The organism is Mycobacterium sp. DL99 (assembly GCF_004762045.1).
Classification (GTDB): domain Bacteria; phylum Actinomycetota; class Actinomycetes; order Mycobacteriales; family Mycobacteriaceae; genus Mycobacterium.
The window spans coordinates 188,664-213,030 of the sequence record NZ_SJOM01000007.1; the positions used below are offsets into that span (position 1 = coordinate 188,664).

The 24,367-nt window shown below is 67.3% G+C and carries 24 protein-coding genes and 1 pseudogene; 12 read left to right on the plus strand and 13 right to left on the minus strand.

Annotation, left to right across the window (positions count from 1 at the left end; all coding sequences use genetic code 11):
* Window positions 1-8: 8 nt before the first annotated feature.
* Both ilvD and EYZ64_RS01105 read right to left on the minus strand, forming a co-directional pair.
* Window positions 9-1,709 (minus strand): dihydroxy-acid dehydratase, encoded by a 1,701-nt coding sequence (ilvD, locus tag EYZ64_RS01100; RefSeq protein ID WP_135451496.1) that lies wholly within the window; start codon window positions 1,707-1,709, stop codon window positions 9-11.
* A 66-nt stretch (window positions 1,710-1,775) separates the two neighbouring features.
* Window positions 1,776-2,231, minus strand: coding sequence for a hypothetical protein (locus tag EYZ64_RS01105; protein WP_135451497.1), 456 nt, complete (start codon window positions 2,229-2,231; stop codon window positions 1,776-1,778).
* Between the two features lie 98 nt (window positions 2,232-2,329).
* Here EYZ64_RS01105 and ricR point away from each other — a divergent pair, with 98 nt between their 5' ends.
* The gene (ricR, locus tag EYZ64_RS01110) at window positions 2,330-2,635 is read left to right on the plus strand and encodes a copper-sensing transcriptional repressor RicR (protein WP_064933699.1); all 306 of its coding nucleotides are present in this window, start codon (window positions 2,330-2,332) and stop codon (window positions 2,633-2,635) included.
* A gap of 2 nt (window positions 2,636-2,637) precedes the next feature.
* Window positions 2,638-2,865, plus strand: coding sequence for a hypothetical protein (locus EYZ64_RS01115; RefSeq protein ID WP_135451498.1), 228 nt, complete (start codon window positions 2,638-2,640; stop codon window positions 2,863-2,865).
* Here the strand turns inward: EYZ64_RS01115 and EYZ64_RS01120 are convergent.
* Entirely contained in the window at window positions 2,862-3,161 is a 300-nt protein-coding gene (locus EYZ64_RS01120; protein ID WP_135451499.1) for a thiamine-binding protein, read from the minus strand. The genes EYZ64_RS01115 and EYZ64_RS01120 overlap by 4 nt on opposite strands.
* A 188-nt stretch (window positions 3,162-3,349) precedes the next feature.
* Here EYZ64_RS01120 and EYZ64_RS01125 point away from each other — a divergent pair, with 188 nt between their 5' ends.
* Window positions 3,350-4,597, plus strand: coding sequence for an MFS transporter (locus EYZ64_RS01125; protein ID WP_135451500.1), 1,248 nt, complete (start codon window positions 3,350-3,352; stop codon window positions 4,595-4,597).
* 142 nt (window positions 4,598-4,739) lie between these two features.
* Window positions 4,740-5,750, plus strand: coding sequence for a L,D-transpeptidase (locus EYZ64_RS01130; protein ID WP_135451501.1), 1,011 nt, complete (start codon window positions 4,740-4,742; stop codon window positions 5,748-5,750).
* Between the two features lie 59 nt (window positions 5,751-5,809).
* Here EYZ64_RS01130 and EYZ64_RS01135 read toward each other — a convergent pair whose 3' ends face one another.
* Window positions 5,810-6,202, minus strand: coding sequence for a DUF4240 domain-containing protein (locus EYZ64_RS01135; protein WP_167857663.1), 393 nt, complete (start codon window positions 6,200-6,202; stop codon window positions 5,810-5,812).
* A gap of 39 nt (window positions 6,203-6,241) precedes the next feature.
* Window positions 6,242-8,227 (minus strand): M13 family metallopeptidase, encoded by a 1,986-nt coding sequence (locus EYZ64_RS01140; protein ID WP_135451503.1) that lies wholly within the window; start codon window positions 8,225-8,227, stop codon window positions 6,242-6,244.
* A 65-nt stretch (window positions 8,228-8,292) separates the two neighbouring features.
* Between EYZ64_RS01140 and EYZ64_RS01145 the strand changes: the two genes are divergently transcribed.
* Together EYZ64_RS01145 and EYZ64_RS01150 are read left to right on the plus strand one after the other, a co-directional pair.
* Window positions 8,293-8,892: a hypothetical protein gene (locus EYZ64_RS01145; RefSeq protein WP_135451504.1), complete on the plus strand. Its 600-nt coding sequence runs from the start codon at window positions 8,293-8,295 to the stop codon at window positions 8,890-8,892.
* Complete coding sequence (locus EYZ64_RS01150) at window positions 8,889-9,578, plus strand: hypothetical protein (protein ID WP_135451505.1); 690 nt, start codon at window positions 8,889-8,891, stop codon at window positions 9,576-9,578. Before EYZ64_RS01145 ends, EYZ64_RS01150 begins: the two co-directional genes overlap by 4 nt.
* 41 nt (window positions 9,579-9,619) lie before the next feature.
* Here EYZ64_RS01150 and EYZ64_RS01155 read toward each other — a convergent pair whose 3' ends face one another.
* Together EYZ64_RS01155 and EYZ64_RS01160 are read right to left on the minus strand one after the other, a co-directional pair.
* Window positions 9,620-10,006 (minus strand): Rid family detoxifying hydrolase, encoded by a 387-nt coding sequence (locus tag EYZ64_RS01155; protein WP_135451506.1) that lies wholly within the window; start codon window positions 10,004-10,006, stop codon window positions 9,620-9,622.
* Window positions 10,007-10,022: 16 nt separating this feature from the next.
* The gene (locus tag EYZ64_RS01160) at window positions 10,023-11,273 is read right to left on the minus strand and encodes an NAD(P)/FAD-dependent oxidoreductase (RefSeq protein ID WP_135459714.1); all 1,251 of its coding nucleotides are present in this window, start codon (window positions 11,271-11,273) and stop codon (window positions 10,023-10,025) included.
* Window positions 11,274-11,355: 82 nt separating this feature from the next.
* Here EYZ64_RS01160 and EYZ64_RS01165 point away from each other — a divergent pair, with 82 nt between their 5' ends.
* Complete coding sequence (locus EYZ64_RS01165) at window positions 11,356-12,852, plus strand: PucR family transcriptional regulator (protein WP_135451507.1); 1,497 nt, start codon at window positions 11,356-11,358, stop codon at window positions 12,850-12,852.
* On the opposite strand, the gene EYZ64_RS01170 is transcribed toward EYZ64_RS01165, so the two are convergent.
* The 3 genes and pseudogenes from EYZ64_RS01170 to EYZ64_RS01180 form a co-directional block, all read right to left on the minus strand.
* Window positions 12,849-13,259 (minus strand): CoA-binding protein, encoded by a 411-nt coding sequence (locus EYZ64_RS01170; protein ID WP_135451508.1) that lies wholly within the window; start codon window positions 13,257-13,259, stop codon window positions 12,849-12,851. The two genes, EYZ64_RS01165 and EYZ64_RS01170, sit on opposite strands and share 4 nt — an antisense overlap.
* 12 nt (window positions 13,260-13,271) lie before the next feature.
* Window positions 13,272-13,754 (minus strand): annotated as a pseudogene (locus EYZ64_RS01175) (XRE family transcriptional regulator); the annotation flags it as partial.
* A 392-nt stretch (window positions 13,755-14,146) separates the two neighbouring features.
* Window positions 14,147-17,005 (minus strand): MMPL family transporter, encoded by a 2,859-nt coding sequence (locus EYZ64_RS01180; RefSeq protein WP_135451509.1) that lies wholly within the window; start codon window positions 17,003-17,005, stop codon window positions 14,147-14,149.
* 271 nt (window positions 17,006-17,276) lie between these two features.
* Here EYZ64_RS01180 and EYZ64_RS01185 point away from each other — a divergent pair, with 271 nt between their 5' ends.
* From EYZ64_RS01185 to EYZ64_RS01200, 4 genes are all read left to right on the plus strand, one after another.
* Entirely contained in the window at window positions 17,277-17,834 is a 558-nt protein-coding gene (locus tag EYZ64_RS01185; protein WP_135451510.1) for a hemophore, read from the plus strand.
* A gap of 169 nt (window positions 17,835-18,003) precedes the next feature.
* On the plus strand, window positions 18,004-18,384 hold the full coding sequence (locus EYZ64_RS01190) for a heme-binding protein (RefSeq protein ID WP_167857664.1): 381 nt from the start codon (window positions 18,004-18,006) through the stop codon (window positions 18,382-18,384).
* Window positions 18,385-18,460: 76 nt separating this feature from the next.
* Entirely contained in the window at window positions 18,461-19,129 is a 669-nt protein-coding gene (locus EYZ64_RS01195; RefSeq protein ID WP_167858061.1) for a response regulator transcription factor, read from the plus strand.
* A gap of 24 nt (window positions 19,130-19,153) precedes the next feature.
* On the plus strand, window positions 19,154-20,491 hold the full coding sequence (locus EYZ64_RS01200; protein ID WP_135451512.1) for a HAMP domain-containing sensor histidine kinase: 1,338 nt from the start codon (window positions 19,154-19,156) through the stop codon (window positions 20,489-20,491).
* 15 nt (window positions 20,492-20,506) lie between these two features.
* Here the strand turns inward: EYZ64_RS01200 and EYZ64_RS01205 are convergent, their stop codons facing one another.
* Entirely contained in the window at window positions 20,507-21,751 is a 1,245-nt protein-coding gene (locus tag EYZ64_RS01205; protein WP_135451513.1) for an FAD-dependent oxidoreductase, read from the minus strand.
* Between the two features lie 63 nt (window positions 21,752-21,814).
* On the opposite strand from EYZ64_RS01205, the gene EYZ64_RS01210 reads away from it, so the two are divergent.
* Window positions 21,815-22,816 carry a helix-turn-helix transcriptional regulator gene (locus tag EYZ64_RS01210; protein WP_135451514.1) on the plus strand — a complete coding sequence of 334 codons (1,002 nt, stop codon included), beginning with the start codon at window positions 21,815-21,817 and terminating at the stop codon, window positions 22,814-22,816.
* Here EYZ64_RS01210 and EYZ64_RS01215 read toward each other — a convergent pair.
* On the minus strand, window positions 22,810-23,175 hold the full coding sequence (locus EYZ64_RS01215) for a DUF3054 domain-containing protein (protein WP_135451515.1): 366 nt from the start codon (window positions 23,173-23,175) through the stop codon (window positions 22,810-22,812). The genes EYZ64_RS01210 and EYZ64_RS01215 overlap by 7 nt on opposite strands.
* The gene (locus tag EYZ64_RS01220; protein WP_135451516.1) at window positions 23,162-24,361 is read right to left on the minus strand and encodes a M23 family metallopeptidase; all 1,200 of its coding nucleotides are present in this window, start codon (window positions 24,359-24,361) and stop codon (window positions 23,162-23,164) included. Before EYZ64_RS01220 ends, EYZ64_RS01215 begins: the two co-directional genes overlap by 14 nt.
* Window positions 24,362-24,367: the final 6 nt, after the last annotated feature.

Consider the following 24,367-nt stretch of genomic DNA (forward strand, 5'->3'; position numbering starts at 1 on the left):
CGGGTTCTTTAGTTGCAGACAGCGCCGACGGCGGCGGACTGGACCAGTTTGGTGTACTTGGCCAGCACGCCGGTCTTGTAGCGCGGGGGCAGCGGTTCGAAACCGGCCTTGCGGGCCTCGAACTCGGCCTCGTCGACCAGCACGTCGAGCGTCCCGTTCGCCACGTCGAGGCGGATCCGGTCGCCGTCGCGCACAAACGCGATCGGCCCGCCGTCGACGGCCTCCGGGGCGATGTGCCCGACGCACAGGCCCGTCGTCCCGCCGGAGAACCGGCCGTCGGTCATCAGCAGCACGTCTTTGCCCAGCCCGGCGCCCTTGATGGCGCCGGTGATGGCCAGCATCTCGCGCATGCCAGGGCCGCCCTTGGGGCCCTCGTAGCGGATCACCACGACGTCGCCGTGGGTGATGGTGCCGTCCTCCAGCGCATCCAGGGCAGCCCGCTCGCGCTCGAAAACCCTTGCGGTGCCTTCGAACACGTCGGACTCGAACCCTGCGGACTTCACCACGGCACCCTCGGGGGCCAGCGAGCCGTGCAGGATCGTGATCCCGCCCGTGGGGTGGATCGGGTTGTTCATCGCCCGCAGCACCTTGCCGTCCGGGTCGGGCGGCGCGATGTGAGCGAGGTTCTCGGCCATGGTCTTGCCGGTGACGGTCAGGCAATCACCGTGCAGCAGACCGGCATCCAGCAGCGCACGCATCACCACCGGCACACCACCGATCTGGTCGACGTCCTTCATCACGTGACGGCCGAAGGGCTTCACGTCGGCCAGGTGCGGGACCTTGGCCCCGATGCGGGTGAAGTCGTCCAGCGTCAGCTCGACCTCGGCCTCGCGGGCGATCGCAAGCAGGTGCAGCACCGCGTTGGTGGAACCGCCGAAGGCCATCACGACGGCGATGGCGTTCTCGAAGGCTTCCTTGGTGAGGATGTCGCGCGCCGTGATGCCGCGGCGCAGCATCTCGACGACCGCCTCGCCCGACTTGCGGGCGTACTCGCCGCGCCGCTTGTCCACGGCCACCGGAGATGCGCTGCCCGGCAGCGACATACCGAGGGCCTCGGCGGCGGACGCCATGGTGTTGGCGGTGTACATGCCGCCGCAGGCGCCCTCACCCGGACAGATGGCCCGCTCGATGATGTCGACGTCCTCGCGCGACATCAGCCCGCGCGCACATGCGCCGACCGCCTCGAAGGCGTCGATGATGGTGACTTCCTTCTCGGTGCCGTCGGTCAGCTTGGCGACGCCGGGCATAATCGAGCCGTTGTAGAAGAACACCGAGGCCAGATCCAGCCGGGCCGCGGCCATGAGCATGCCGGGGATCGACTTGTCGCAACCCGCCAGCAGGACCGAGCCGTCCAGGCGCTCGGCCTGGATCACGGTCTCGACGCTGTCGGCGATCACCTCGCGGGAGACCAGCGAGAAGTGCATGCCCTCATGGCCCATCGAGATGCCATCGGACACCGAGATGGTGCCGAACTCCAGCGGGTAGCCGCCGGCCTCGTGCACACCGTTCTTGACGTCTTGCGCCAGGCGCTGCAAGGACATGTTGCAGGGGGTGATCTCGTTCCATGACGACCCGACGCCGATCTGCGGCTTGACCCAGTCGTCGTCGCCCATCCCTACCGCGCGGAGCATTCCGCGGGCTGCGGTCCTCTCCAGGCCGTCGGTGACGTCGCGGCTGCGGGGCTTGATGTCAGGGGTCTCGGCAGACATGCAGGTAAGTATGCCTCCCGCTTTGTTAGCCGCCCAAATTCTTCTGATACCCAAGGGGGTATGTGTTCAGCCGGTCCACTCGGTGGACTTGATGGTGAGGTCGAGCCCCATCAGGAATCCCACGATGGTGCACACGATCGACACGAGGGGCCATACCCACAGCCACCGGCGGGTGAAGAACACCATGATGACGCTCCCGCTGAACCCCGCAACCAGTCCGCCGCCGATCCAGCCGAAGGTGGTCGGATAGACCTGATCGTCATAGGGGGTCGGGCCGCAGGTCGCATGGCAGGTGTCGGTCGACATGCCGAAGAACAACGACAACCACGCGGCAGCGGCGGCGCCGAGCACGGCCACGATCCACAGCGCGACGGTGAGGACGATGCTGACCACGGTGACGGCGGTACCGAACCCGGAGCGGGTGCCTGCGTTCGCCGGCTGGGGTTGCGGTTGAGCGGGCCAACCGGGCGGGGGATAGGCCGGCGGCCCGCCGTACGGGCCAGGCCAGGGTGGCTGTGACATCGCGTCGAGCGTATCCGGCCCAGGGGCGGCCCGTTCGCACCATTTCGCCCGGCCAAAAGAATATGGATACCCCTGTGGGGTACCCGTATACTGATGTCATGGACGTGGCTGACAACTCGGGTGCACATGGCTACTCGGCGCAGAAGGAGAACTACGCCAAACGGCTGCGCCGGATCGAAGGCCAGGTCCGGGGCATCGCCAAGATGATCGACGAGGACAAGTACTGCATCGACGTCCTCACCCAGATCAGCGCCGTCAACAGTGCGCTGCAGTCCGTGGCACTCGGCCTGCTGGACGAGCACCTCGGACATTGCGTGACGCAGGCCGTCTCCGAAGGTGGGGATCAGGCCGAGGCCAAGCTGGCCGAGGCATCGGCTGCCATCGCCCGCCTGGTCCGCTCCTGAGCATGCTGGTCCTGAAGATCGCCCTCATCGTCTTCATCGTGGCGGCACTGCTCTTCATCGCCGCCACGGGCCTCCGGCGGTGGCGAAAGGACCCGGGCCTGGTGGACCTCAGCGTTCCCTACGCGGCGCGCTACGGAGCGCCGATGGCGGGCAACTGGACCCCGCCGATCGAGGACAACGTCCAGATTGTCGCCGAGGAACCGCTCGATGACGACCCGAAATCGAGCTAGTCGGCCAATGCCTGCTCGATGCGCTCGACCTTCGCGGTGAGCTGCCCGGTATAGCCGGGACGGATATCGGCCTTCAATACCAGGCTGACGCGTGGCGACACGGCGGACACAACTTCCACGGCCTGCTTCACCACGGCCATCACCTCGTCCCATTCACCTTCGATGTTGGTGAACATGGCATTGGTCTCGTTGGGCAGGCCCGAAGCCCGCACCACCCGCACCGCTTCGGCCACCGCGGCGCCGACACTTCCGGTTTCATCCCCGCCCGTCGGGCTGATGCTGAACGCGACAATCACGGAATCGATTGTGCGCTCACGTTCGTAACGCAGTGGTGGCCGGAGCGCCGAAATTCCGCCATGGCGTTACGAATGCGGCGGCCGGGGCTGGTGGGCGACGGCTAGTGCACGGTGCAGCAACCATTGCGCATCCGCTCGGGTCGGCAACCGCGCACGGCGACGTTATGGCACTACCGTGGCATTCCAGCATGACCTTCAGCGTCACCGGCGAATCGCTCCCCGCCCACACCAGCCCGTGGACACCGCGTGTTGCCACGCAACTCGCCGTACTCGCGGCGGCGGCGTTCATCTACGTCACCGCCGAGATGCTCCCGATCGGTGCCCTGCCGGCGATCGCCACAGATCTTCAGGTCAGCGAGGGGCTGGTCGCCACGCTCATGGCGAGCTACGCCCTGGTTGCCGCGCTCACCACCGTCGCCCTGGTGCGGCTGACGGCACGGTGGCCGCGACGCCGGACCCTGGTCGCGACCCTCGTGTGCCTGACGGTCTCACAGGTGATCTCGGCGCTCGCGCCGAACTTCGCGGTGCTGGCCGGCGGCCGGGTGCTGTGCGCGCTGGCCCACGGGCTGATGTGGTCGGTGATCGCACCGATCGGGGCCCGGCTGGTCCCGGCCAGCCACGCCGGCAGGGCCACCGCGGCGGTCTATGTGGGCACCGGCCTGGCCCTGGTGGTGGGCAACCCGCTCGCCGCGGCGCTGAGCGCGGTGTGGGGGTGGCGGCCGGCGGTGGCGGTCATCGCCGGGGCCGCGGCCGTGGTGGCCCTGGCCGCGTGGACGATGCTGCCGCCGCTACCGCCTGCCCCCGGCGCCAGGCCGGCCGCCGGGTCACCGCACGGCCACCGGCACAACCGCCGGCTGCTCGCCTTGTCGGTGCTCACACTCATCGGCGTCACCGGGCACTTCATCGCCTACACCTTCATCGTGGTGATCATCCGGGACGTGGTCGGGATACACGGCCCGCATCTGGCCTGGCTGCTGGCGGGGTTCGGGATCGCCGGTCTGGCCGGGATGGCTGCCATGGCCAGGCCCCTGGACCTGTGGCCCAAAGCCTCGGTGCTGGGCTGTCTGGCCGCGCTGGCCGCTGCGCTGCTGACCTTGTCGGTGCTGGCCCTCGACTCGTGGTCCGGACGGGCTGCCGTGGCGCTCGGCGCGGTGGCGGTGGTCGTCTGGGGCGCGGCATCCACGGCTTTGCCGCCGATGCTGCAGGCCTCGGCGATGCGCACTGCTCCGGACGACCCCGACGGCGCGTCGGGCCGGTACGTCGCGGCCTTCCAGGTCGGCATCATGGGCGGTGCGCTCATCGGCGGTGGCATCTACGACCACGGCGGTGCGGCGCCGACCGTCGGAGCCGCCGCGGTGCTGATCATCGTCGCGATGTGCGGCGTCGCGCTGTCCCGTGGCGTATTCACCGTTTCCTGCGCTACCACCGAGATGTAACGCGATCACGCTCACAGTCGATAAACACCGCAGTTCAGCGCTGTGGAATCGGCCGCTGTGGGGGAATCACGGCTTCTCGCAGCAGTAGCTGGTCATTGCGTTGTGAGACACTGGATCGAGTTGTGCTGTCTGGAGGTTACTCATGCCGAAATCGGCAAAACGTGCACTGATCACCGCATTCATGGCCGCCGGAGTGGTCGGTGGAATGGTGCTCAGCCCATCCGCCTACGCAGACCCCGAGGTGCCGCCGGCACCCGTCGATCCTGCGGTCCCGGCACCCGCGGCCGATCCGTTCGCGCCGCCGGTCGACGCTGCGGCTCCGGCCGCCGCTGCCCCGGGCGCTCCGGCGGGGCCCGCGCCGATCATCAACTACGGTTCCCCGACCATCCCGTTCGAGGGCACCGCGCCCGGGCAGAGCTCCGAGCCGTTCACCGGTGAGGCACCGTTCCTGCCGCCGTCGTTCAACCCGGTCAACGGGTCGATGGTGGGTGTCGCCAAGCCCATCTACATCAACTTCCAGCGGCCGATCGCCAACCGGCAGATGGCCCAGGATGCCATCCGGATCACCTCGAACCCGCCGGTGGCGGGCCGCTTCTACTGGGTCACCGACACGCAGCTGCGCTGGCGCCCGCAGGACTTCTGGCCGTCCAACACCGTGGTGAACATCGACGCGGCCGGCACCAAGTCGAGCTTCCGGGTCGGCGACTACCTGGTGGCGACGGTCGACGACAAGGCCCATCAGATGGAGATCCTGCGCAACGGGAAGCTGGAGAAGACCTTCCCGGTGTCGATGGGCAAGCCCGACGGCAAGCATGAGACCAAGAACGGCACCTACTACGTGCTGGAGAAGTTCCCCGACATCATCATGGATTCGTCCACCTACGGTGTGCCGGTGGACTCCAAGGAGGGCTACAAGCTCAAGGTGCAGGACGCCGTCCGCATCGACAACAGCGGCGTCTTCGTGCACAGCGCCCCGTGGTCGGTGGCCCAGCAGGGCAAGAGCAATACCAGCCACGGTTGCATCAACCTGAGCCCGGAGAACGCCCAGTGGTTCTACGACAACTTCGGCAGCGGCGACCCGGTGGTGATCAAGAACACCGGTGGCGGCTGGTACAACACGCCTGACGGCGCGTCCGACTGGCAGATGTTCTAGCCGAACGTCGATACAACAAAACCCCTGCCGCGTTGGCAGGGGTTTTGTTGTATGCGCGGCTAGATCAGGTCCAGCGGCTCCCCGAACCGCTGAAAGTAGACCTCGTATGCGAGCCCACCAAGGTTGGCTGGATCACCGACGTCGACGTGTGACGGCATCCGGCTTGGCTCTGCGAGGACCGCTTCATATCTCACCCGACCTTGGCTGACTACCCAGTGTGCGGCGTCTTCCAGGCCATCTTCAGACTCGTCGGGCCCGAGATTGGACCGATATGGCTCGTCTTGGAGCTCGGCAGCGAAGTCCAAGAATAGATCTTGGAACTTGTAGACGGCGCCCTTCGGTAGTCGTCCAAGAATTTCACGAAGGTGATCGCGGCTCTGCGAGGCCTCCGCTATGACGTCCCAGAACCAGTCGACGTCCGGACCCTCGTCGTGACGAACATCGTCAACCAAAGCCGCTCCCAATCTTCCACACGAACAGGCCTACCGGCTCTAGTTCCAGATTCGGACCCGCTGGGCCGGTTCCAGATACAGCTCGTCGGAATCAGCCACCTCGAACGCCTCGTAGAACGAGTCGATGTTGCGGATGACACCGTTGCAGCGGAACTCCGGCGGCGAGTGCGGGTCCACCGCCAGACGTCGGATCGCCTCAGCGTCACGGGATTTGGTCCGCCACACCTGCGCCCAGCCGAAGTAGACGCGCTGCACGCCGGTCAACCCGTCGATCACCGGCGCCTCCTGACCCTTCAGCGACAGCTCGTAAGCCAGCAGTGCGATGGACAGTCCGCCGAGATCGCCGATGTTCTCCCCGACGGTGAATGCGCCGTTCACGTGGTGGGATGGATCCAGTGAGCGCGGACTGAACTCTTCGTACTGATCGATCAAAGCCTTTGTGCGGACCCCGAATTCAGCGCGGTCGGCATCGGTCCACCAGTCCACCAGGTTGCCGTCACCGTCGTACTTGGCGCCCTGGTCGTCGAAGCCGTGGCCGATCTCGTGCCCGATCACCGCGCCGATACCGCCGTAGTTGGCCGCGTCGTCGGCCGCGGCGTCGAAGAACGGCGGCTGCAGAATGGCTGCGGGAAAGACGATTTCGTTCATCCCCGGGTTGTAGTAGGCATTGACCGTCTGCGGCGTCATGAACCACTCGTCGCGGTCCACCGGGCCGCCCAACTTGGCCAGCTCGCGGTCGGAGTTCACCACATGGCCGCGGCGGTAGTTGCCGTACAGGTCGTCACGCTCGACCACCAGCGCCGAGTAGTCCCGCCAGCGGGCCGGATAGCCGATCTTGGGGGTGAACTTGTCGAGCTTCACCAGCGCCTTGGCCCGGGTCTCCGGCGTCATCCAGTCCAGCTCGTTGATGCTGACCCGGTAGGCCTCGCGCAGGTTGGCCACCAGCTCGTCCATCCGGGACTTGGCCTCGGGCGGGAAGTACCGCTGGACGTAGAGCTTGCCCAGCGCATCACCCATCAGGCCCTCCACCAGGGAGACGCCGCGCTTCCAGCGGTCGCGGTTCTGCTCGGTGCCGCTCAGGGTGCGGCCGTAGAAGTCGAAGTTCTCGGCCACCAGATCCTCGGTCAGCAGCCCGGCACGCGAATGGATGACGCGCCAGCGGGTCCAGGCCTTCCAGTCCTCCAGATCCTCGCTCGCCCACAGCGCCGCGAACGCCGTCACGAAGTCGGGCTGACGCAGCACCAGCTCGGAGACCTTCTCGGGGGTGGTGCCGAGCGCGCCCAACCAGCCGGTCCAGTCGAACCCGGGGGCATCGCCGGACAGGTCGGCGAACGTGCGCAGGTTGTACGTCAGATCGGCGTCGCGCCGCTTCACCACATCCCAGTGCGCGGCGGCCAGCTTGGATTCCAGTGCGACGATCCGGGCCGCGGTGTCGACGGGATCACCGGCAGTGTCTCCGTAGACGAGCGCGAACATCCGGGCGATGTGTCCCGGGTAGGCCGCCAGGATCTCGGCGTGCTGCTCATCGCGGTAGTAGGACTCGTCGGGCAGCCCGATTCCGGACTGGCTCATGTGCAGCAGGTAGCGCGTCGAATCCTTGGAATCGGTGTCCACGTACACACCGGCGCCGCCGGACACCCCGGTGCGCTCCAGCCCGCCCAGCACGGCGGCCAGCGCATCGCTGTCGGCCGCACCGTCGATCAGGGCGAGCTCCGCCAGCAGCGGCGCCAGGCCACGCGTGGCGATGGTCTGCTCGTCCATGAAGCTGGCGTACAGATCGCCGATGCGCTGCTCCTCGGTGCCCGCGGCGGCGCCGGTATCGGCCGCCTGGGTGATCAGATCGCGGATCTGCTCCTCGGCACGATCGTGCAGCAGCCGGAAGGCGCCGTCGGTGGCACGGTCGGCGGGAATCTCGTAGTCGGTCAACCAACGGCCATTGACGTGGCCGAAGAGGTCGTCTTGCGGGCGGGCCTGCGGGTCGACATGGCTCAGGTCGATACCCGATTTGATCGCTTCTACCGTCACCCCGACATTCTTCCAGAAGGCCGCGGGTGCGCTGGGTGGGTTTCGCTGCCGGTACCCTCACGGCCATGCCCGAGGCGCCGAGCAAGGACAGCACAGCCGACCACCCCAATGGCGTTTTCACCGGCTTCGGTTTCGCCTCGGCGGTCGCGGGCCTGATCGCGGTCGTCGCGGTGGTCCTGGCCGTCATGGTGTGGACCGGGCACCGCGACGAGGCCGCCGAGCGCGCGTACCAGACGCGGGTGCTGCGGACCGCCGTCGACTGGACGAATGTCCTGATCAACATCAACAAGGACTCGGTCGAGGCCGGTATGCAGAAGCTGCGCGAGGGCACCGTGGGCCAGCTCAATTCCGACTTCGATGCGGCCGTGCAGCCTTACCGCGACCTGGTGCAGCGGCTGCAGGCCCGCACCACCGGCCAGATCGACTCGGTGGCCATCGAATCGCTGTACCACCCACCGCCAGGCCCGGACGGCCGCCCGGTGTCCGCACCCAAGACGGACCTGGCCGGGATGGTTTCCCGCACCGACACGGTGCTGGTGGTGGCCACCTCGGTCAGCGAGAACGCGGGCAGTGACAAGCCCCAGACCGTGCGCTGGACGTTGCGGCTGGACGTCTCCGACGTCGACGGCACCCTGATGGTCTCGCGGTTGGAGCCGATCCGATGAGAAACCGGTTGCGCGTCCTGGCTTTCGACATCGCGGCTCCGCTGGGCGCGATCGCGGCGCTGCTGTACATCGGCCTCGCGCTGTCCTGGCCGCTGTGGTGGGTATCGCTGTGCTCGGTGCTGTGCCTGCTGATCGTGCAGGGCGTCATCGTCAACATCGTGCTGGCCCGCCGCGACGGCGTGACGCTGGGCACCGACGACGATGCGCCCGGGTTGCGGCTCGCGGTCGCCGGCGTGGCCGCCGCAGCCCTGGTGGCCGCGGTGACGGTGGGCTACCTGCGCTGGACCGTGCCCGACCGCACCTTCAACAACGACCGCGACGAGGTGGTGCGTATCGCCAGCAGCGTCTCGGAGGCCACCGCCACGTTCAGCCCGCAGAGCCCGACCGCCTCGATCGACCGCGCTACCGGGATGATGTCGCCGCAGCAGGCCGAGCAGTTCAAGAACGAATTCGCCAACGTGGCAAAGGAATTGACGAGCAAGAACGTCTCGGCCACCGCGGCCACGATCTCGGCAGGCGTGGAGGCGCTGGGTCCGCAGGTGGCCAGTGTGGCCGTGGTCCTGCGCGGAACTCAGAGCGCGCCGGGCAAACCGACCGACAACGCCGTGATGGCACTGCGGGTCGCCCTGAGCAAGACCGACGGGCGCTGGCTCGTCGACAATGTGACCCCGCTGCACTCCCGGTAGGAACGCCCGTTAGGAGCCGGCACAAGGCCGGCTCCCGGGGGTCAGCTCAGTGCGACGATCGCGTCGATCTCGACCGTGGCGCCCAGAGGCAGCGCCGCCACTTCGATGGTGGTCCGAGCCGGGAACCGCGCATCGAAGAACTCTGCGTATGCGGCATTGATGTCGGCGAACGAGCTCAGCTGGGTGGTGTAGATCGTGGTCCGCAGGGTACGGCCGAGGTTGGTGCCGGCTTCGGCGCACACCGCCGCGAGATTGGCCAGGCTCTGGCGCACTTCGGCGGCGATGTCGGCGGCCTCGATCGTTCCGGTGGCCGGGTTCAGCGGCAGTGAGCCGGAACAGTAGAGGACGCCCGCGTGCGCGACGGCCTGAACGTACGGGCCTACTGCTTTCGGGGCCACGGGTGAGGCGATCGTTTTCAGTTCAGTCATTGGAATCCACGTCCGTTCATCGAAGGGGGTCGACAGCGCGCAACGCTGCCGAGGTCTGGCCGGTGGCGATCTGTCGAGCAAGGAGCTTTCCGGTGACGGGGCCCAGCGTGATGCCCCACATGCCGTGGCCGCCGGCGATGAACACTCGCGGATCGTTCGATTGTCCGATCAGCGGCAGTCCGTCAGCGGTACACGGGCGGGCTCCCACCCACTCATCCTCACGCTGGTCGAGGTGGGCACCGGCAAGCAAACCCGATGCCGCGTCGCGCAGTACTCGGATTCGCCGGGGATCCAGTGGGGCTTCTACGTCGCGGAATTCCATCATTCCGGCGATGCGAAGGCGATCGCCGACGGGTGTGCATGCCACGCGCTGGGCGGGGAAGTACACCGGTCCGATCGGCAAATGGTCGACCTTGACGGTGAAGCTGTATCCGCGTCCGGCCTGGACCAGCCGTTTGACACCGAAAGGCCGGGCGAGGCGGTTGAGCCTGGCCCCGGTCGCGAGCACCGCGGCGTCGAAGGAGCGGCCGGCGATGCGGACCGGGCCGGCGCCGCCGTCGATGCGGTCTACGTCCGTATCCCGCACGATCTTTCCGCCGCGGGCCACCACGGCGTCGGCGACAGAGTGAACGAAGGCGGCGGGGTTGAGGAACCGCTCATCGAGAATCTTGATCGCGGCATTGATCTCCGACGAGAGCGCGGGTTCCTGTGCGCGAGCCTCGGCTCCGTCGAGCAGCTCGAAGTTGACGGACTGGCCTGCCGCCCGGATGTGCTTGATCTCGTCGAGCAGCACCTCCCGATCAGCGGAGGTGCGGTATGCGGCGATGAAAGGTGCTGCAGGAGCGGATTTTTCAGCGAGATCCAGCTCCATCTCAGCGAAGGCGGCGAGCGCCTCGTTGTTGAGCGGGATCAGGGCCTGCATCGCCTTCTGCCACCGCTTCGCGGTGCTGTTGCGGGCGAACTGTGCAAGGAAACGCAACAGCTTCGGGTTGGCGGTCGGCGGGACATACACCGGCGACGAGTGGCTCAGCAGGGCGCCGAGGCCGTACTTCAGTACCGCCGGTTCCGGCAGGGGAGTGGCGATGCTCGGTGTCAGCCATCCGGCATTGCCCCAGCTCGAGCCTGCGGCGACGTCATCTCGGTCGAAGACCGTGACTTCGATGTCGTACTCCTGGAGGTACCAGGCGGTGCACAACCCCACCATGCCGGCGCCGATCACGGCCACTTGCTTCCGCGGGACACTGTTGCGTGAGTTCACGGATTCAATACTGTGGCCTGCAACAGGATCCACCCCTGTTCGGAACTGACACCATGCCCTCGCTCGACTGTGCGGTATCTACAATCCGCTCATGCTCCAAGGTGTAGACCTTTGCGAAGCGCTGGGCGCAGGGGTGGTAACCACGCTGGTGGAGGGAGCTCCACGGGCGGTATCCGCCGTGCATCTGTGGGGCGATCGCCAGCCGCCCGGCGCTGGTTCGCTCATCGCCGCCATCGGGGCCACCGACGAGCGGGTGCAGATGGAGATCATCGACGTGGCGGTGGCCACCGGGGCTGCTGCCGTGGTGCTGCCGCAGCCGGTTCCGCCCGACGTCTGCGCCCACAGCGCCGCGCGAGGTGTCACATTGGCGGGCCTGAACCCGCAAATGGAATGGTCGCACTTCATCTGGTTCGCGCGGGGTCTGCTGCTTGAGGGGCAGTCGGCGGTAGCCGGGGCGGCGTCGGCGCAGCAGGGGCTGTTCGCCTTGGCCGAAGTGGTCGCGACGATCTTGAATTCCTCGGTCACCATCGAAGATGCCCGAAGCCGCGTGATCGCCTACTCGGCAACGACGCAGACCGCCGACATCGCCCGCACCTCCACCATCATGGGCCGAGCCGTGCCCACCGATGTCCTGAAGCGACTGCGGGCCAGCGGGGCATTGAAACGACTGGCCCGGGAGAGCCGTCCGTTTCTGGTGCCCGCCGAAGAGCCCGGTTTTGCGCAGCGTCTCGTCATCCCGTTGCGCGTCGGTGGACAACTCGTCGGTTCCATCTGGGCGATTTTCGATGGACGCGTCGACTCGGATCTCGAGGCGAGACTCTCGGCGGCGAGTACCGCGGTCGCTTTGCACCTCGTACGGTTCTGCGCCGAACTCGAGTTGACCGGCAGGTATTCGGTGGGTCAACTACGCGCGGCGCTGACCGGAGCGGCCGGCGATGCCGGTCAAGATGTGCCGCTGCTGTCTGAACCTGTCAGAGTCGTTGCGTTGCAAAGACTCTCGACGGCAGATGCCCGAGAGGACCTGGCTCTGTGGCGTACCTTCCTGCGAAAGAAGTCGTGGGAGGATCCGGTGCTCGTCGACATCGGCGATGCCGTCTACGCGGTGGTCGGGCAACGCGCGGGGCCGGGCGGCTGGCCCTGGCTGTGCGAGATCGTCGGATCCGCATCGCCTGGGGCGGTGGGCGCGAGCAGATTGAGTCCGGGCCACGCGGGGCTGCCGGCCGCCCGCGTGGAAGCGGACGAGACTCTTGCCGCCGCGCTGCACCTCGACCTCAGATCTGCGACGCACGAGCAGGTTTGGGACACCATTGTTCTGAGCCGTGCCACCACCGCCGTGCAGTCCGTGGCACACAGCGAACTGCAGCGGGTGCGCGACTTCGACCGCACGGACGGGACTGAACTGACCATCACGCTGCGCACCTGGCTGGAGAACTGGGGTGACGTCAACGCCACCGCAGCGGCGCTGAACGTACATCCGAACACCGTGCGGCTGCGGATGAAAAAAGTCGACCGGATTCTGCAGGGGCGGCTGGACACCCCGACCCAGCGGATCGCTGCCCTACTGCTGCTGCGTGGCTGGCAGCGCTAAGCGAAGCGGGCGTACTCGACCTTCAGGCAGAGGTCCTGGATGACGGTGAGGCCGGCGGCGGCGCCATCGTGCGCCACCTGCTCATGGCTCAGGCCCAGCTGCAGCCACAGCGTCTTGGCTCCGACCGCGATGGCGTCGGCGAGCACGTGCGGAAGCTCGTCGCGTCGACGGAACACGTCGACGAGGTCGGGTACCTCCGGAAGGGCGGCCAGGCTGGGATAGACGGGGGTGCCGTCGACTTCGGTTATCGTCGGGTTCACCAGGTACAGCGTGTAGTCGGTGGCCGCCTTCAGGTACGTCCAGACCTCGTGACTGGCCCGCGCCGGGTTGGCCGAGGCGCCGACGATGGCCACCGACCGGGTCTCCCGCAGAACACGTTGCACCGTCGCGACTGACTGGGACGTCATCTGCGGCGGCGACTACTTCGCGGAACGCTGCGCGGAGAGTTTCGCGAACCGGTCCGAGAGCCGTTGCATGCGCAGCAGCAGCGAGGCCGGCGGGCTGACGGTGCCTTCCAGATAGTCGGCGAAGGACTCGTTGGACACCCCGACGCGCGAAGCGAACTCAGGTGCCTGCAGTTCGGAACGACGCAGCATGGCCTGGATCTGACGGGCCACCTCGGCGCGCTCGGTGGCCTCCAGGTGCTCACGGGTGCGCACCAGCACTTCCGACAGTGCCTTGGACACCCCGTAGGGGCGGGCGGTCTGCAGCACTTCCTCTACCTGTCGGGCGGTCCGGCCGTACGGATCACGTTTGATCGCGGCGACGATGCGCTGCCAAACCACCATGTCGTCGGTCTCCAACGCCGCACGGATCGCCGCGGTCGGCCAGTACTCGACCGGCCGGTCGTCGAATGCGGGTTGACGTTGCGGCGGTGCGGCCTTGGCCGGACGTGGTTGTCGCGGCTGTGCCGGCTGCTGCGAACGCTGTACCGGTGTGCGTGGTGTCTGCGTGCCCTGCCCCTGTGTGCGCTGTGCCTTTGTGTCCTGCCCGGGAGCGCGTTGCTCCTGTGTCCGTTGTACCTGGGCAGGCGCTTTTTGGGGGCGTTGTGCGGAACTGCGCTGCGCGGAACTGTCTTGTGCCGAAGTGCGAGGCGCCGTCGCGCGCGGCTTGGTCGGCGTCCGTTCTGCCGCGGCAGTGCGCTGCGCAGTGGTCCGCTGGGCCGCGGTGCGTTGTGTCTGGGGTCCTTGGACACGTTGTCCCGCAGGACGTCGAGCAGACGATTGAACCGGCTGAATCTCTTCGCGGCGCGCGATCCGCGCATCCCTCGGTTCCCGGACGTCGGGGGCCAACGTCACTTCGCCTCCTCCAGCATCGCTACCGCAACTGACAGGCAGCGCTGCCTGACCTTCTCCCATTCGGCAGCTGCATCCGGGTCCGACAACACGACGTCGTGTTCATCGGACGGCTGCGGGTCGGCCAGCCGGCGCACCAGCTGCGTGGCCACCCATCTGCTCTTCGGGTTCTGCCCACAGTAATACCGGTCCATGCCCGACAACACCAGAGCAGCGGTCTCGGTTTCCACCGATTCGACGAGATCAGCAAACTCTTCAAAGTCTTTGGCGCTGTTACGGCACATGATCAGATAACTTTTCAGCCGCAGCGTTTCCGCGCCTGTCGGGATCTGCAGCCGGTCGCCGGTCGGCAGTTGCACATTGGTGGTCTCCACCGGGCCGAGTCGTTCCATCGGTGCGCGATCTGCGTCGGCCTCGGTCTCCAGGGCGTCCACGGCCACCGAAAGCCTGCCGCGCCACATCGTCACCGGATGCACCCCGGGGCATCGCTTCGGGCCGCCGGGCCGCCGGGCCGCCAGCCGGGAGGACGGTTTGCCGCAACCGCTGAAGGCCAGCGGGTCGGTGACGATGATCGTTTGCGGAGCAAGAGTTTTCATTCGTGCGGCGGTCCGCACCATCATGCGTAGATCAGATCCGCTCGGCCCCAACGCGGAGATGTCGTCGGGAATGATCACCAGATCGGTGACCTCGACCTTGGGCAACGGCTTCTCGAAATCGACCTCGGGCAGCAGCCGATCCAGCCAGTGCGGCAGCCACCAGTTCCACTCGTCGAACATGGCCATCAGGGCGGGCACCAGGATCAGCCGGACCACGGTCGCGTCGACCGCGATGGCCACCGCACACGCCACACCGAGCTGCGCCACCAACGGCATGCCGGCAAAAGCGAAGCCGATGAACACCGCGATCATGATCAGCGCGGCGCTGGTGATGGTGCGCGCGCTCGTGCTGACGCCGTAGGCAACCGCGTCACGGGTGCTGTTGGTCTGCAGGAACCGCTCCCGAATCCGGGTGAGCAGAAAGATCTCGTAGTCCATCGACAGACCGAAGGTCATCGCCAGGACGAGCGGCGGAACGGTGCTGTCGAGCGAGCTGATCTTCTCGAAGCCCAGCCCCTCGAACCAGCCCCACTGGAAGACGACAACCAGGCTGCCGTAGGCCGCGGCCACCGACAGCACCGTCATCAGCACACCCTTGAGTGCCAAGAACACCGATCGGATCGACACCAGCAGCATCACGAAGGCGATCAACGCGACGAACAGGAACACCAGCGGCTGGGTGCTGGAAACCCGATCGTCGAAGTCCTTGATCAGTGCGGTCGGACCACCCACGTCGACCCGGGCGTTCGGGCCCGCGGCCTGCGGCAGTTTGTCCCGCATCCAGTCGATGGACTCGCGCGCGGCCAGATCCTCGGGGTCCACCGACAACACCGCCGAGAGCAGCGCGCTGGTGTTGTTGTCGGCGAACACCGGTGGCTGCACGGTCTGCACCTGGGGTGCCCGGGTCATCTCCTGGCGTACCGCGTCGAGTGCGGCGGTGGCCTTGGGGCTGTCGGCGTTGCCTTCCGGGAAGGTCACCAGCACCCGCACCGGCCCGAGTGCTCCGGGACCCAACGCGTCGGCCGCGGCGTTGACCCCGCCGCGGATCTCGTGGGTGGGCTCGAACTGGCGCTGCATGCTGTTGCCCAGCACCATGCCGAACGCCGGTGCCGCCAGAATCAACAACAGGATCGTCGCGGCAACGGCCGAAGCCCACGGCCGGCGCATCACCGCGCCCGTCCATCGGGTCCAGAACCGCGACTGGGTCGCCTCGGCGCGGCGGGACCAGTGCAGGTACGACGAGCGCTTGGCCGCCGCCTGGCCGAACGTCGCCAGCACCGCCGGGGTCAGGGTGGTGGAGGTCAGCACCGCGACCGCCACGGCCAGGATCGCGCCGGTGGCCATCGACACCAGCACCGGGGTGTCGATGATGTAGATGCCGGTGACGGAGGCGATGACGGTGAGGCCGGACAGGGCCACCGCCAAGCCGGACGTGGCCATCGCCGCGTCGACCGCATCGGCCGGATCACGGCCCGCCCGCAGCTCCTCGCGGTACCGCATCAGGATGAACAGGGAGTAGTCGATGGCCAGGGCGATGCCGAACATCGACACCGTCGAGGTGACGAACACGCTCATCTGCGTGTACATCGACAGCAGATAGACCAGGCCCATGGTCACCACCACGGTGCAGATGCCGAGCACGAGCGGCAGCGCCGCGGCGGCCAGCGAGCCGAACACCGCCAGCAGCACGATCAACACGATCGGCAGGTTCCACTTCTCGGCCGCGGCGATGTCGTGCTTGGTGGCCTGGGTGGCGGCCGCACCGAGTGCGCCCTGCCCGATGACGTAGAACTTGACCTTGCCGTTCTCGCTCTCGCCCGGCTCTTCGCCGTGCACACCGACCTTCTGGCGGAGCTGCTTGGCCACATCCACCGCGCCGGTGTTGTTGAAGTCCAGTTGCAGTGTGATGACGTAGGGCCGGTCCGGCTGCGGGGCAGGCTGTTGCGGATTCGGCACGATCTTGACGCTGGGGACCTGGCCCGCGACCTTCTCCAGCCACACGACCGCGGCGTTCATGTCTTGGAACGAGGCGTCGGCGCGGGGAGCTGCGATCAGGGCAAGCGGGGACGCGCCCTGGTCCGGGAAATGGTCCTCGAGCTGCAGCTGGACGTGGAGCGACTGTGAACCTTCGACGTCGAACCCGCCGCCGGTCAGATTGGACGACTGGTTGATCGCGAGGTAGATCGAGGGCACCAGAAGCAACAACCATGTCGCGAAAACCGCCCAGCGGAATCTGCGCAGATAGCTGCTCAAGCGCATCATGAACTGCTGGATGCGAGGTCCCCGCTTTCTCCCCCCCAACATGGCTGGGCGTGTCCTGGCTCGTACCAGCGAGAGCGTACCTCCACCGGTGTAATGTGGCCCGCTCTCTTGTGGTTCTGAGATCGCGCTGAGACATCTCACAGCTGATATCCGTAGCGTTGCGCCGGTGTCGTCGGCGCGGCAGTGCTAACGAAATCTCTCAGCCCGGCGACATAGCCAAGGACGACCCCGGCTGACGTGTGCGCCGGGGCCCACGCTGAAGGAGTACCCCATGCAACCGACCAACGGTGGATTGCGCCGCAGTCTGGCTGTCGCCCTCGCGGTGACGGGGGCCGGCGGTGCAATGGTGGCCGCGCTCATGGTCCCGTCCGCCACCGCTGCGACCGATCCGTGCGCGGCCAGTGAGGTCGCCCGCACCGCGGGTGGTGTGGCCACCAACATCGGCAACTATCTGGACACGCATCCGCAGACCAACCAGGCCCTGACCGCGATCAGTCAGCAGCAGGGCGGACCCCAGTCGATCGCCGCCCTCAAGACCTACTTCGACGCCAACCCGCAGGCCGCCAAGGACATCCAGCGGTTGCAGCAGCCGCTGGCGAACCTGGGAACGCGCTGCAAGTTGCCGGTCAGCCTGCCGCAACTGATGGGACTCATGCAGGCCACCGAACAGGGCGGCGGGACGGCTGCCGGTGGTTTGCCGGCCGGGCTGCCCTCGGCGCAGAACGTCGGGGTGCCCAGCGTCGCGGTGCCTGCGCAGTCGTCGCCGGCCTCGGCGGTGACGTCGGGCGCCGGTCCGCTTCCCGGACCCGCGACGGCCTCGACCCGCTAGATCAGCCGCCGTCGCGTCGTCGACGGTGATACCGCTGAACTGCGGGTTCACCAGCCGACACGTCGGTTTGCGCGCAAGGCAGGAAAGTCGTCCCGGATTCTGCTTAGCTTTCCTGAGCCGATAACCGTTTGGGGTTACGGCCTTCCCCATCCGATGAAGGAGCTTGACCATGTTGCTCTCGGCCCGAAATGCGCGGCGCGTGGTAGCTGGCGTGGCCGGCGCCGGCGCCGTAGCCGGTGCGATGCTGTTCGGCGCCATCCCGTCGGCGCTTGCCGACCCGGCGAACAATCCCCCCAACTGCACCGCGGCCGATCTGGCCGGCGTGGCTTCGGGTGTATCGGCATCAACCTCTGCGTACCTGTTCACCCATCCCGATGTGAACAATTTCTTCACCAGCCTCGAAGGCCTGCCGCGCGAAGAGGTCAAGACCAAGGTTCACGACTACCTGGAAGCGAACCCCCAGACGAAGGCCGAGCTGACCGGTATCCGCCAGCCCCTGGTAGACCTGAAGAACCGCTGCGGCGAAGCTCCGGCTCCGGCCATCCCGTAACCGAGTGCGGGTGGAAGTAACCCCCGCCAGCGGTGAAGGACACGTGACGCCCGAGAGTGCGAATCGCACAGTGCTGATGGTCGACGACGACCCGGATGTGCGTACTTCGGTTGCCCGCGGACTGCGGCATTCGGGGTTCGACGTCCGGGTCGCGGCGTCCGGCAAGGAGGCACTGCGCCTGTTGTCGAACGAGTCGCACGACGCGCTCGTTCTCGACGTCCAGATGCCGGAACTCGACGGTGTCGCCGTGGTCACCGCGCTGCGGGCATTGGGCAATGAGATCCCGATCTGCGTGCTCTCGGCCCGCGACACGGTCAACGACCGCATCGCGGGACTGGAAGCCGGCGCGGACGATTACCTGACGAAGCCGTTCGACCTCGGCGAGCTCGTGGCCCGGCTCAACGCACTGCTGCGCCGGGCCAGCCATGCCGAGCGGCCGTCGGACACGATGACCGTCGGGCCGTTGACCATCGACACCGCCCGCCGACTGGTGTTCGTCGGCGGGGAACGCGTCGACCTGACCAAGCGCGAGTTCGACCTGCTGGCCGTGCTGGCGGAGAACACCGGTGTGGTGCTGTCCCGGCAGCGGCTCCTCGAGTTGGTCTGGGGATACGACTTCGACGTCGACACCAACGTGGCCGACGTCTTCATCTCGTACCTGCGGCGCAAGCTCGAAGGGCCTGACGTGCCGCGCGTCATCCATACCGTTCGCGGGATCGGGTACGTGCTGCGGGAAGACGCGTGAGGACGCCATGAGAACCGGAGTCAGGTGAGGCTTTTCAGCCTGATCCGCTCGGCGTCACTGCGTACCAGGGTCGCGGTGGCCGCGGCGCTGGCGGCCGCCGCCGTGGTGGCGTTGTTCACCATCCTGACCTCGGTGGTGCTGGCCAACAACGATTCCGCGCAGTTGGACCGCAGGCTCGATTCGATCGTCGACGCCAGCATCAACCCCGAGCATCTGCAGGATCCCACGCGCGGGGTGCTGACCACCGGCCGGTCGCGGTCGACGGGGCAGGTGGTGTTCCAGCGGGGTTTCCAGTTGCCGGCGCTGCCGCCGGGCACCGAGACCGTCCAGGTCAACGGAGTCGACTACCGGGTGCGCACCGTCCATGTGGACCAGCACGGCGGGGTACTGATGTCCATCGGCATCCGCGCGGACAGTATCTTGCTGAGCCCCAACAGGATTCCGCTGTACACCGGATTCGGTGTGGCCACCGTGCTGGTGGCAGGCGGGCTGGGGTGGCTACTCGCCGGGCCGGCCATCCGGCCGCTGCGCAAGCTCACCGAGCACACCTCGAAGCTGGACAGCGGCACCGACACGATGCCGAAGGTGCGCGGCGTGCGGGAGGCCGAGGACTTGTCGGAGGCCATGTCAGGCATGCTCACCCGCTTGGCCGCCGCGCAGCGTGCCACCACCAATTCCCTTCAGGCCGCTCAGGATTTCGCCGCCAACGCCGCGCATGAGCTGCGCACGCCGCTCACCGCGATGCGCGCCGACCTGGACACGCTGCGCATTCACAGCCTGCCGGAATCCGAGCGCGACGAAGTGGTGGCCGACCTGTCCAGGGCGCAACGCCGGGTCGAGGCCATCATCACCGCGCTGGGTCAACTCGCGTCGGGGCAACTGGCCCAGGCCGAGGACCGCGAATTGATCGACATCGCCGATCTGCTCGACCGGGTGGTCAGGGAGAACGCCCGGGGGAGCGAGCATATCCAGATCGACGTGCACGTGGCCGACGACATCGGCCTGGTGATGGGCTGGCCCGGTGGGCTGCGTATCGCGGTGGACAACCTGGTGCGTAACGCGATCGTCCATGGCGAGGCGACCCGGATCACCCTGACCGCCCACCGCGGCGACGGGCACCTCATCATCATCGTCGATGACAACGGGCGTGGACTACCGGTCGAGGAGCACGAGACCGTACTGGGCCGGTTCCGCCGGGGCAGCACCGCGATGGCGGGCGGATCCGGGCTCGGCCTGGCCCTGGTCGCCCAGCAGGCTCAATTGCACGGCGGTGAGATCACGTTGTCCGACGGGCCGCTCGGCGGCCTGCGGGCCACCTTGACGGTAGCGATCTCGTCGGCAGAGCCCGATCAAATCGACTGACTCCGGCGAGCGGCTTCAGCGTCTGTGCGTGAGCCGGTTGACGGCGGCAAGTACGGGGGCGGCCGCCGCCGCGACGGGTGCTCCGAGCCGGGTATCCGTGGCCCGGATGAGGCGGACGGTCTTCATGGCCATGGTCAACACCTCGCTGCCGCGAATCCGCATGTCTGCCTCGAACCGGCTGATGGCGACGGCGAGGGAAAGATCACCGGCGGCGAACTCACACATGTGTGCAACCAGGCTCGCCGCGTCGCGAATGGCGGCGCCGGCCCCCATCCCGGCGGTCGGCGGGGTCGCGTGCACAGCATCGCCGAGGGCGGTGATGGGACCGGCCGGCCACGGCGCGAGGTCGGCGGCCCGCGACGACGCCGCGTTGAACCGGAATGCGGCGATGCTGCCGGGATCGGATTTGGCAATGATCTCGAGTGGGCGCATGCTCCACCCGTTGCCCCGGAAGCCGTCCAGCAGCGCAGTCTGCAGGTGGGCGCCGCGTAGTTCGCGCAGGGCATCGGTGGTTGCGGATTCGGTGAACATCGCACCCCAGATATAGGTGGGCCCGGTAGTCAACGCCGCGCGGGGTTCCTTTGCCTCGAGTACGGCGTTGCCCACCGGGTCGAGAAAACCGACATACAGCGCCGCGCCCCGAGGACCGATGGCGAAGGCTGATCGCGGTCCGAACCGTTGCCGCTCAAGCGGATTGAGGTCGCCGGCGGCGGTTCGCCCCGAGAAGCCGATGATGCCGGCCGGTTCGTTCGTCTGGCTGCCGGCCAGGTGACGGGCAACCAGTGAGTGGGTGCCGTCCGCGCCTACCAGTACGTCGCACCCGACTGTCGAACCGTCGGAGAACTCGACCAGTGGGTGGCCGTCGTCGGTGCGGCCGACGCCGGAGACGGTCCGCCCCAACACAAGGTCGGCGCCTACCGCTTCGGCCAGGAGCGTTCTCAGGGTGATGCGGTCGATGTCCACGCTTCGGCTCTCGCTCAGATCCGGCCCTCGCCCCAGTAGCCGGCCGCGCCGGTCCCAGAACACGTCGCGCTCCCGCAGTCGCAGAGCCGAAGCCGATGTCAACAGTCGTTCGAATACGTTGGGCGCGACCAGTTTCCGCAACGCGTCCTGGGCCCGACTGTCGAGCGTGATGTGATAACCGCCGGTCGCCGCCACGTCGATGTCACGTTCGAAGACCTTCACGGCGAACCCGTTCCGACGCAGTCCGGCGGCCAGCGCCAGCCCACCGATCCCGCCTCCGACAACCACGATGCGCATCCCGCGACAGTGTCACCAGTAGTGGACACCAAATGGCCACGACCGGGGCAGCATGATGTGACGATGGCCGATACCTCACGGCGAACGCTGCGTCTGCTCTCATTGCTCGCGACCCGGCGTCGTTGGCCGCTGGGTGAACTCGCCTCCCGGCTCGGCGTGAGCGAACGTACGGTCAGGCGCGACATCGAGACATTGCGCCTGCTCGACTATCCGATCGCGACTGTGCACGGCCCGGAGGGTGGGTATCAGCTGGGCGCCGGTCACGCGCTGCCGCCGCAGTTGTTCGATGACGGTCAGGCCCTCGCGGTCGCGGTGGCGTTACAGACCGCCCCCGGCACCGTTTTCGGGCTCGGAGACGACGCCGCCCGGGCTCTGGAGACTCTCAAGCAGATCGTGCCTGCCAGGTTGCGCGCTGCCATGGAGTCGCTGCAGCTGACCAGCGTGCAGAACTACTGGGAGTTCGCCGCGCCCCCGATTGACACCGAGGCGCTGAGGGCGGTGGGCAGCGCAGTCCGGAACCGCCACCTGCTCGTCGCCGAGACGCTCAGATCCGACGGCACCCGCGCGGACCCGGCCGATGCCGATTTCGCCCCGGCCCGCCGCATCGAACCCCACCACCTGGTGGTCTGGGCCGCCCGCTGGTACCTGGTCGGCCGTGATCCGGCAGGAGGCGCGTGGCGCGTACATCGCCTCGACCGTCTGCATCTGCACCCACCGACCGGCATCCCGTTCACACCGAGAGATCTGCCCGGCGGGGACGTCGCGCAGTTTGTCATGACCAGCCACGACAGAGGGGATACCCCGGCCAGATGGGAGTGCACGGGAACAGCTCGACTCAACCTGCCCACCGAAACGGTCGCGCGCTTTGCGCCCGGAGGATCGGTCGTCGAGCACCTCGATGCGGAGCATTGTCGACTGACCGTCGGCGCTTGGTCCTGGGCTGGTGTGGCGGGAATTCTCGCCACCTTCGATACCGACCTCACCGAGGTGAGACCCGCTGAGCTCGTCCAGGCCTGCCGCCGCCTCATCCGGAGATGGGAAGCTGTCGCCGGAAGCTGTCAGTGATTCCGGATTCGATCCCCGGCCATGGCCACCGCGCGCCAGCCCAACAGCAGCAGCGCGGTTGTCAGGGAGGCGACGACGATGAAGCTGACGGCCACGCCGGCCGAGGTCAGTTTGCGCAGCACCATGCCGACCACCACCGTGCTGATCCACACCACGATGCCGGTGGGCGCCAACGACGTCGGACGCTGCCAGCCGCGGGAAAGCAGCCAACCCACCAGGGTCCCGGTCAGAAACGGCCACGCTGTCTCGGCCACGCCGGCCACCGTGAGGCCCTCGGCGTGGCTGCGCCGTCCGATCGTGCAGAACACGACGACGCAGATGAGGTCGGTGAGGAGGGCTAGTGCGCTAGCTCGTCGCATAGGTCATCACATCCAGTACCAGTGGGCTGACGTCGGTTTGGTCGCGCTCGGCGAAGCCCGGTTGCCGTGCGGCCGGCTTGCCGTCGAAGAGCGCATCGGCGGCGGCCAGCGAGGTCAGCCGCGAATCGAGCCGGAACGATTTGAAGGTAAATGGTAAGCCATTGGACGCCAACGGATCCGGCCCGTCCATCACATGGAAGTGCAGGTGCGGTGCATCGGAGTTGCCGGAGTTGCCCAAGGCGCCGATGACCTGCCCGGCGCTGAGTTTGTCTCCGGGCTTGACCTTGAGGCTGTTCGGTTGCAGGTGGGCGTAGAAGGCGTAGTTGCCGTCCCCGATGTCCTGCACGATGTGGTTGCCGCCGTACTGCTGCAAGGTGAGGCCGCTCGGCGTGACACCGGGGACCTGCTCGTTCAGTCCGTCGAGCACCGCGACCACCGGTCCGTCGGCCACCGCGTGGATCTCGGAGCCGAAATACGGGTAGCTCGCGACCTTGGCCCGATCCCCGGTGAACAGCCGCCCATCGGCGCCGAGCTGCACATAGTCGATCGCGAATCGTTCTGCAGCCCAGACTTTTCCGTTGATCGGATTCAGCGCCATGCGGTGCGGCGTCATATCGCAGCAACTGTTGGCGTCCAACCAGTTCTCGCCGGTCAGCGGCGGGACGATGGATACCGGCTTTCGGGTCTGCACCGCCACCGGCGCCACCGACTCGGTCAGGGTCGGCGGGACCAGTGGCGGCATCGGCTTGGCCATGGTGATCCCGAGTTCGTGGTTGAGTTCTCCCGGCACCTGCGTCGGATCGTCGGCGACGACGTCCAGCCACACGTAGGCGCTCTGGCCGGGGCCGAGCACGTTGGTTCCGACGGCGGAATTACCCACGGCCCTGGTCCAGTACTTGAGGCTGTCCCCGGACAGGGTGAGTAGTTTGCGGTCGGCCGTGGTGGCGCTCAGCGAGTTGAGGGTGACATTGGCCGGCGAGGTGTTGGTCAACATCAGCTCGTAGGCCAGGTGGGTGCGGCCGTCGGTGGCCGCAACCGGAACCGGTTCTGCCAGAACTGATCCCACTACCGGTGTGACAGCCGGCGGCGGGGTGGTGGTTGTGGTGGACTCCGACTGGGGAGTCTGCGCCGACGAGCACCCGGCCAAAGTCAGGACGAGTACTGCGATCGGGTACCGGACTCGCATAGACGT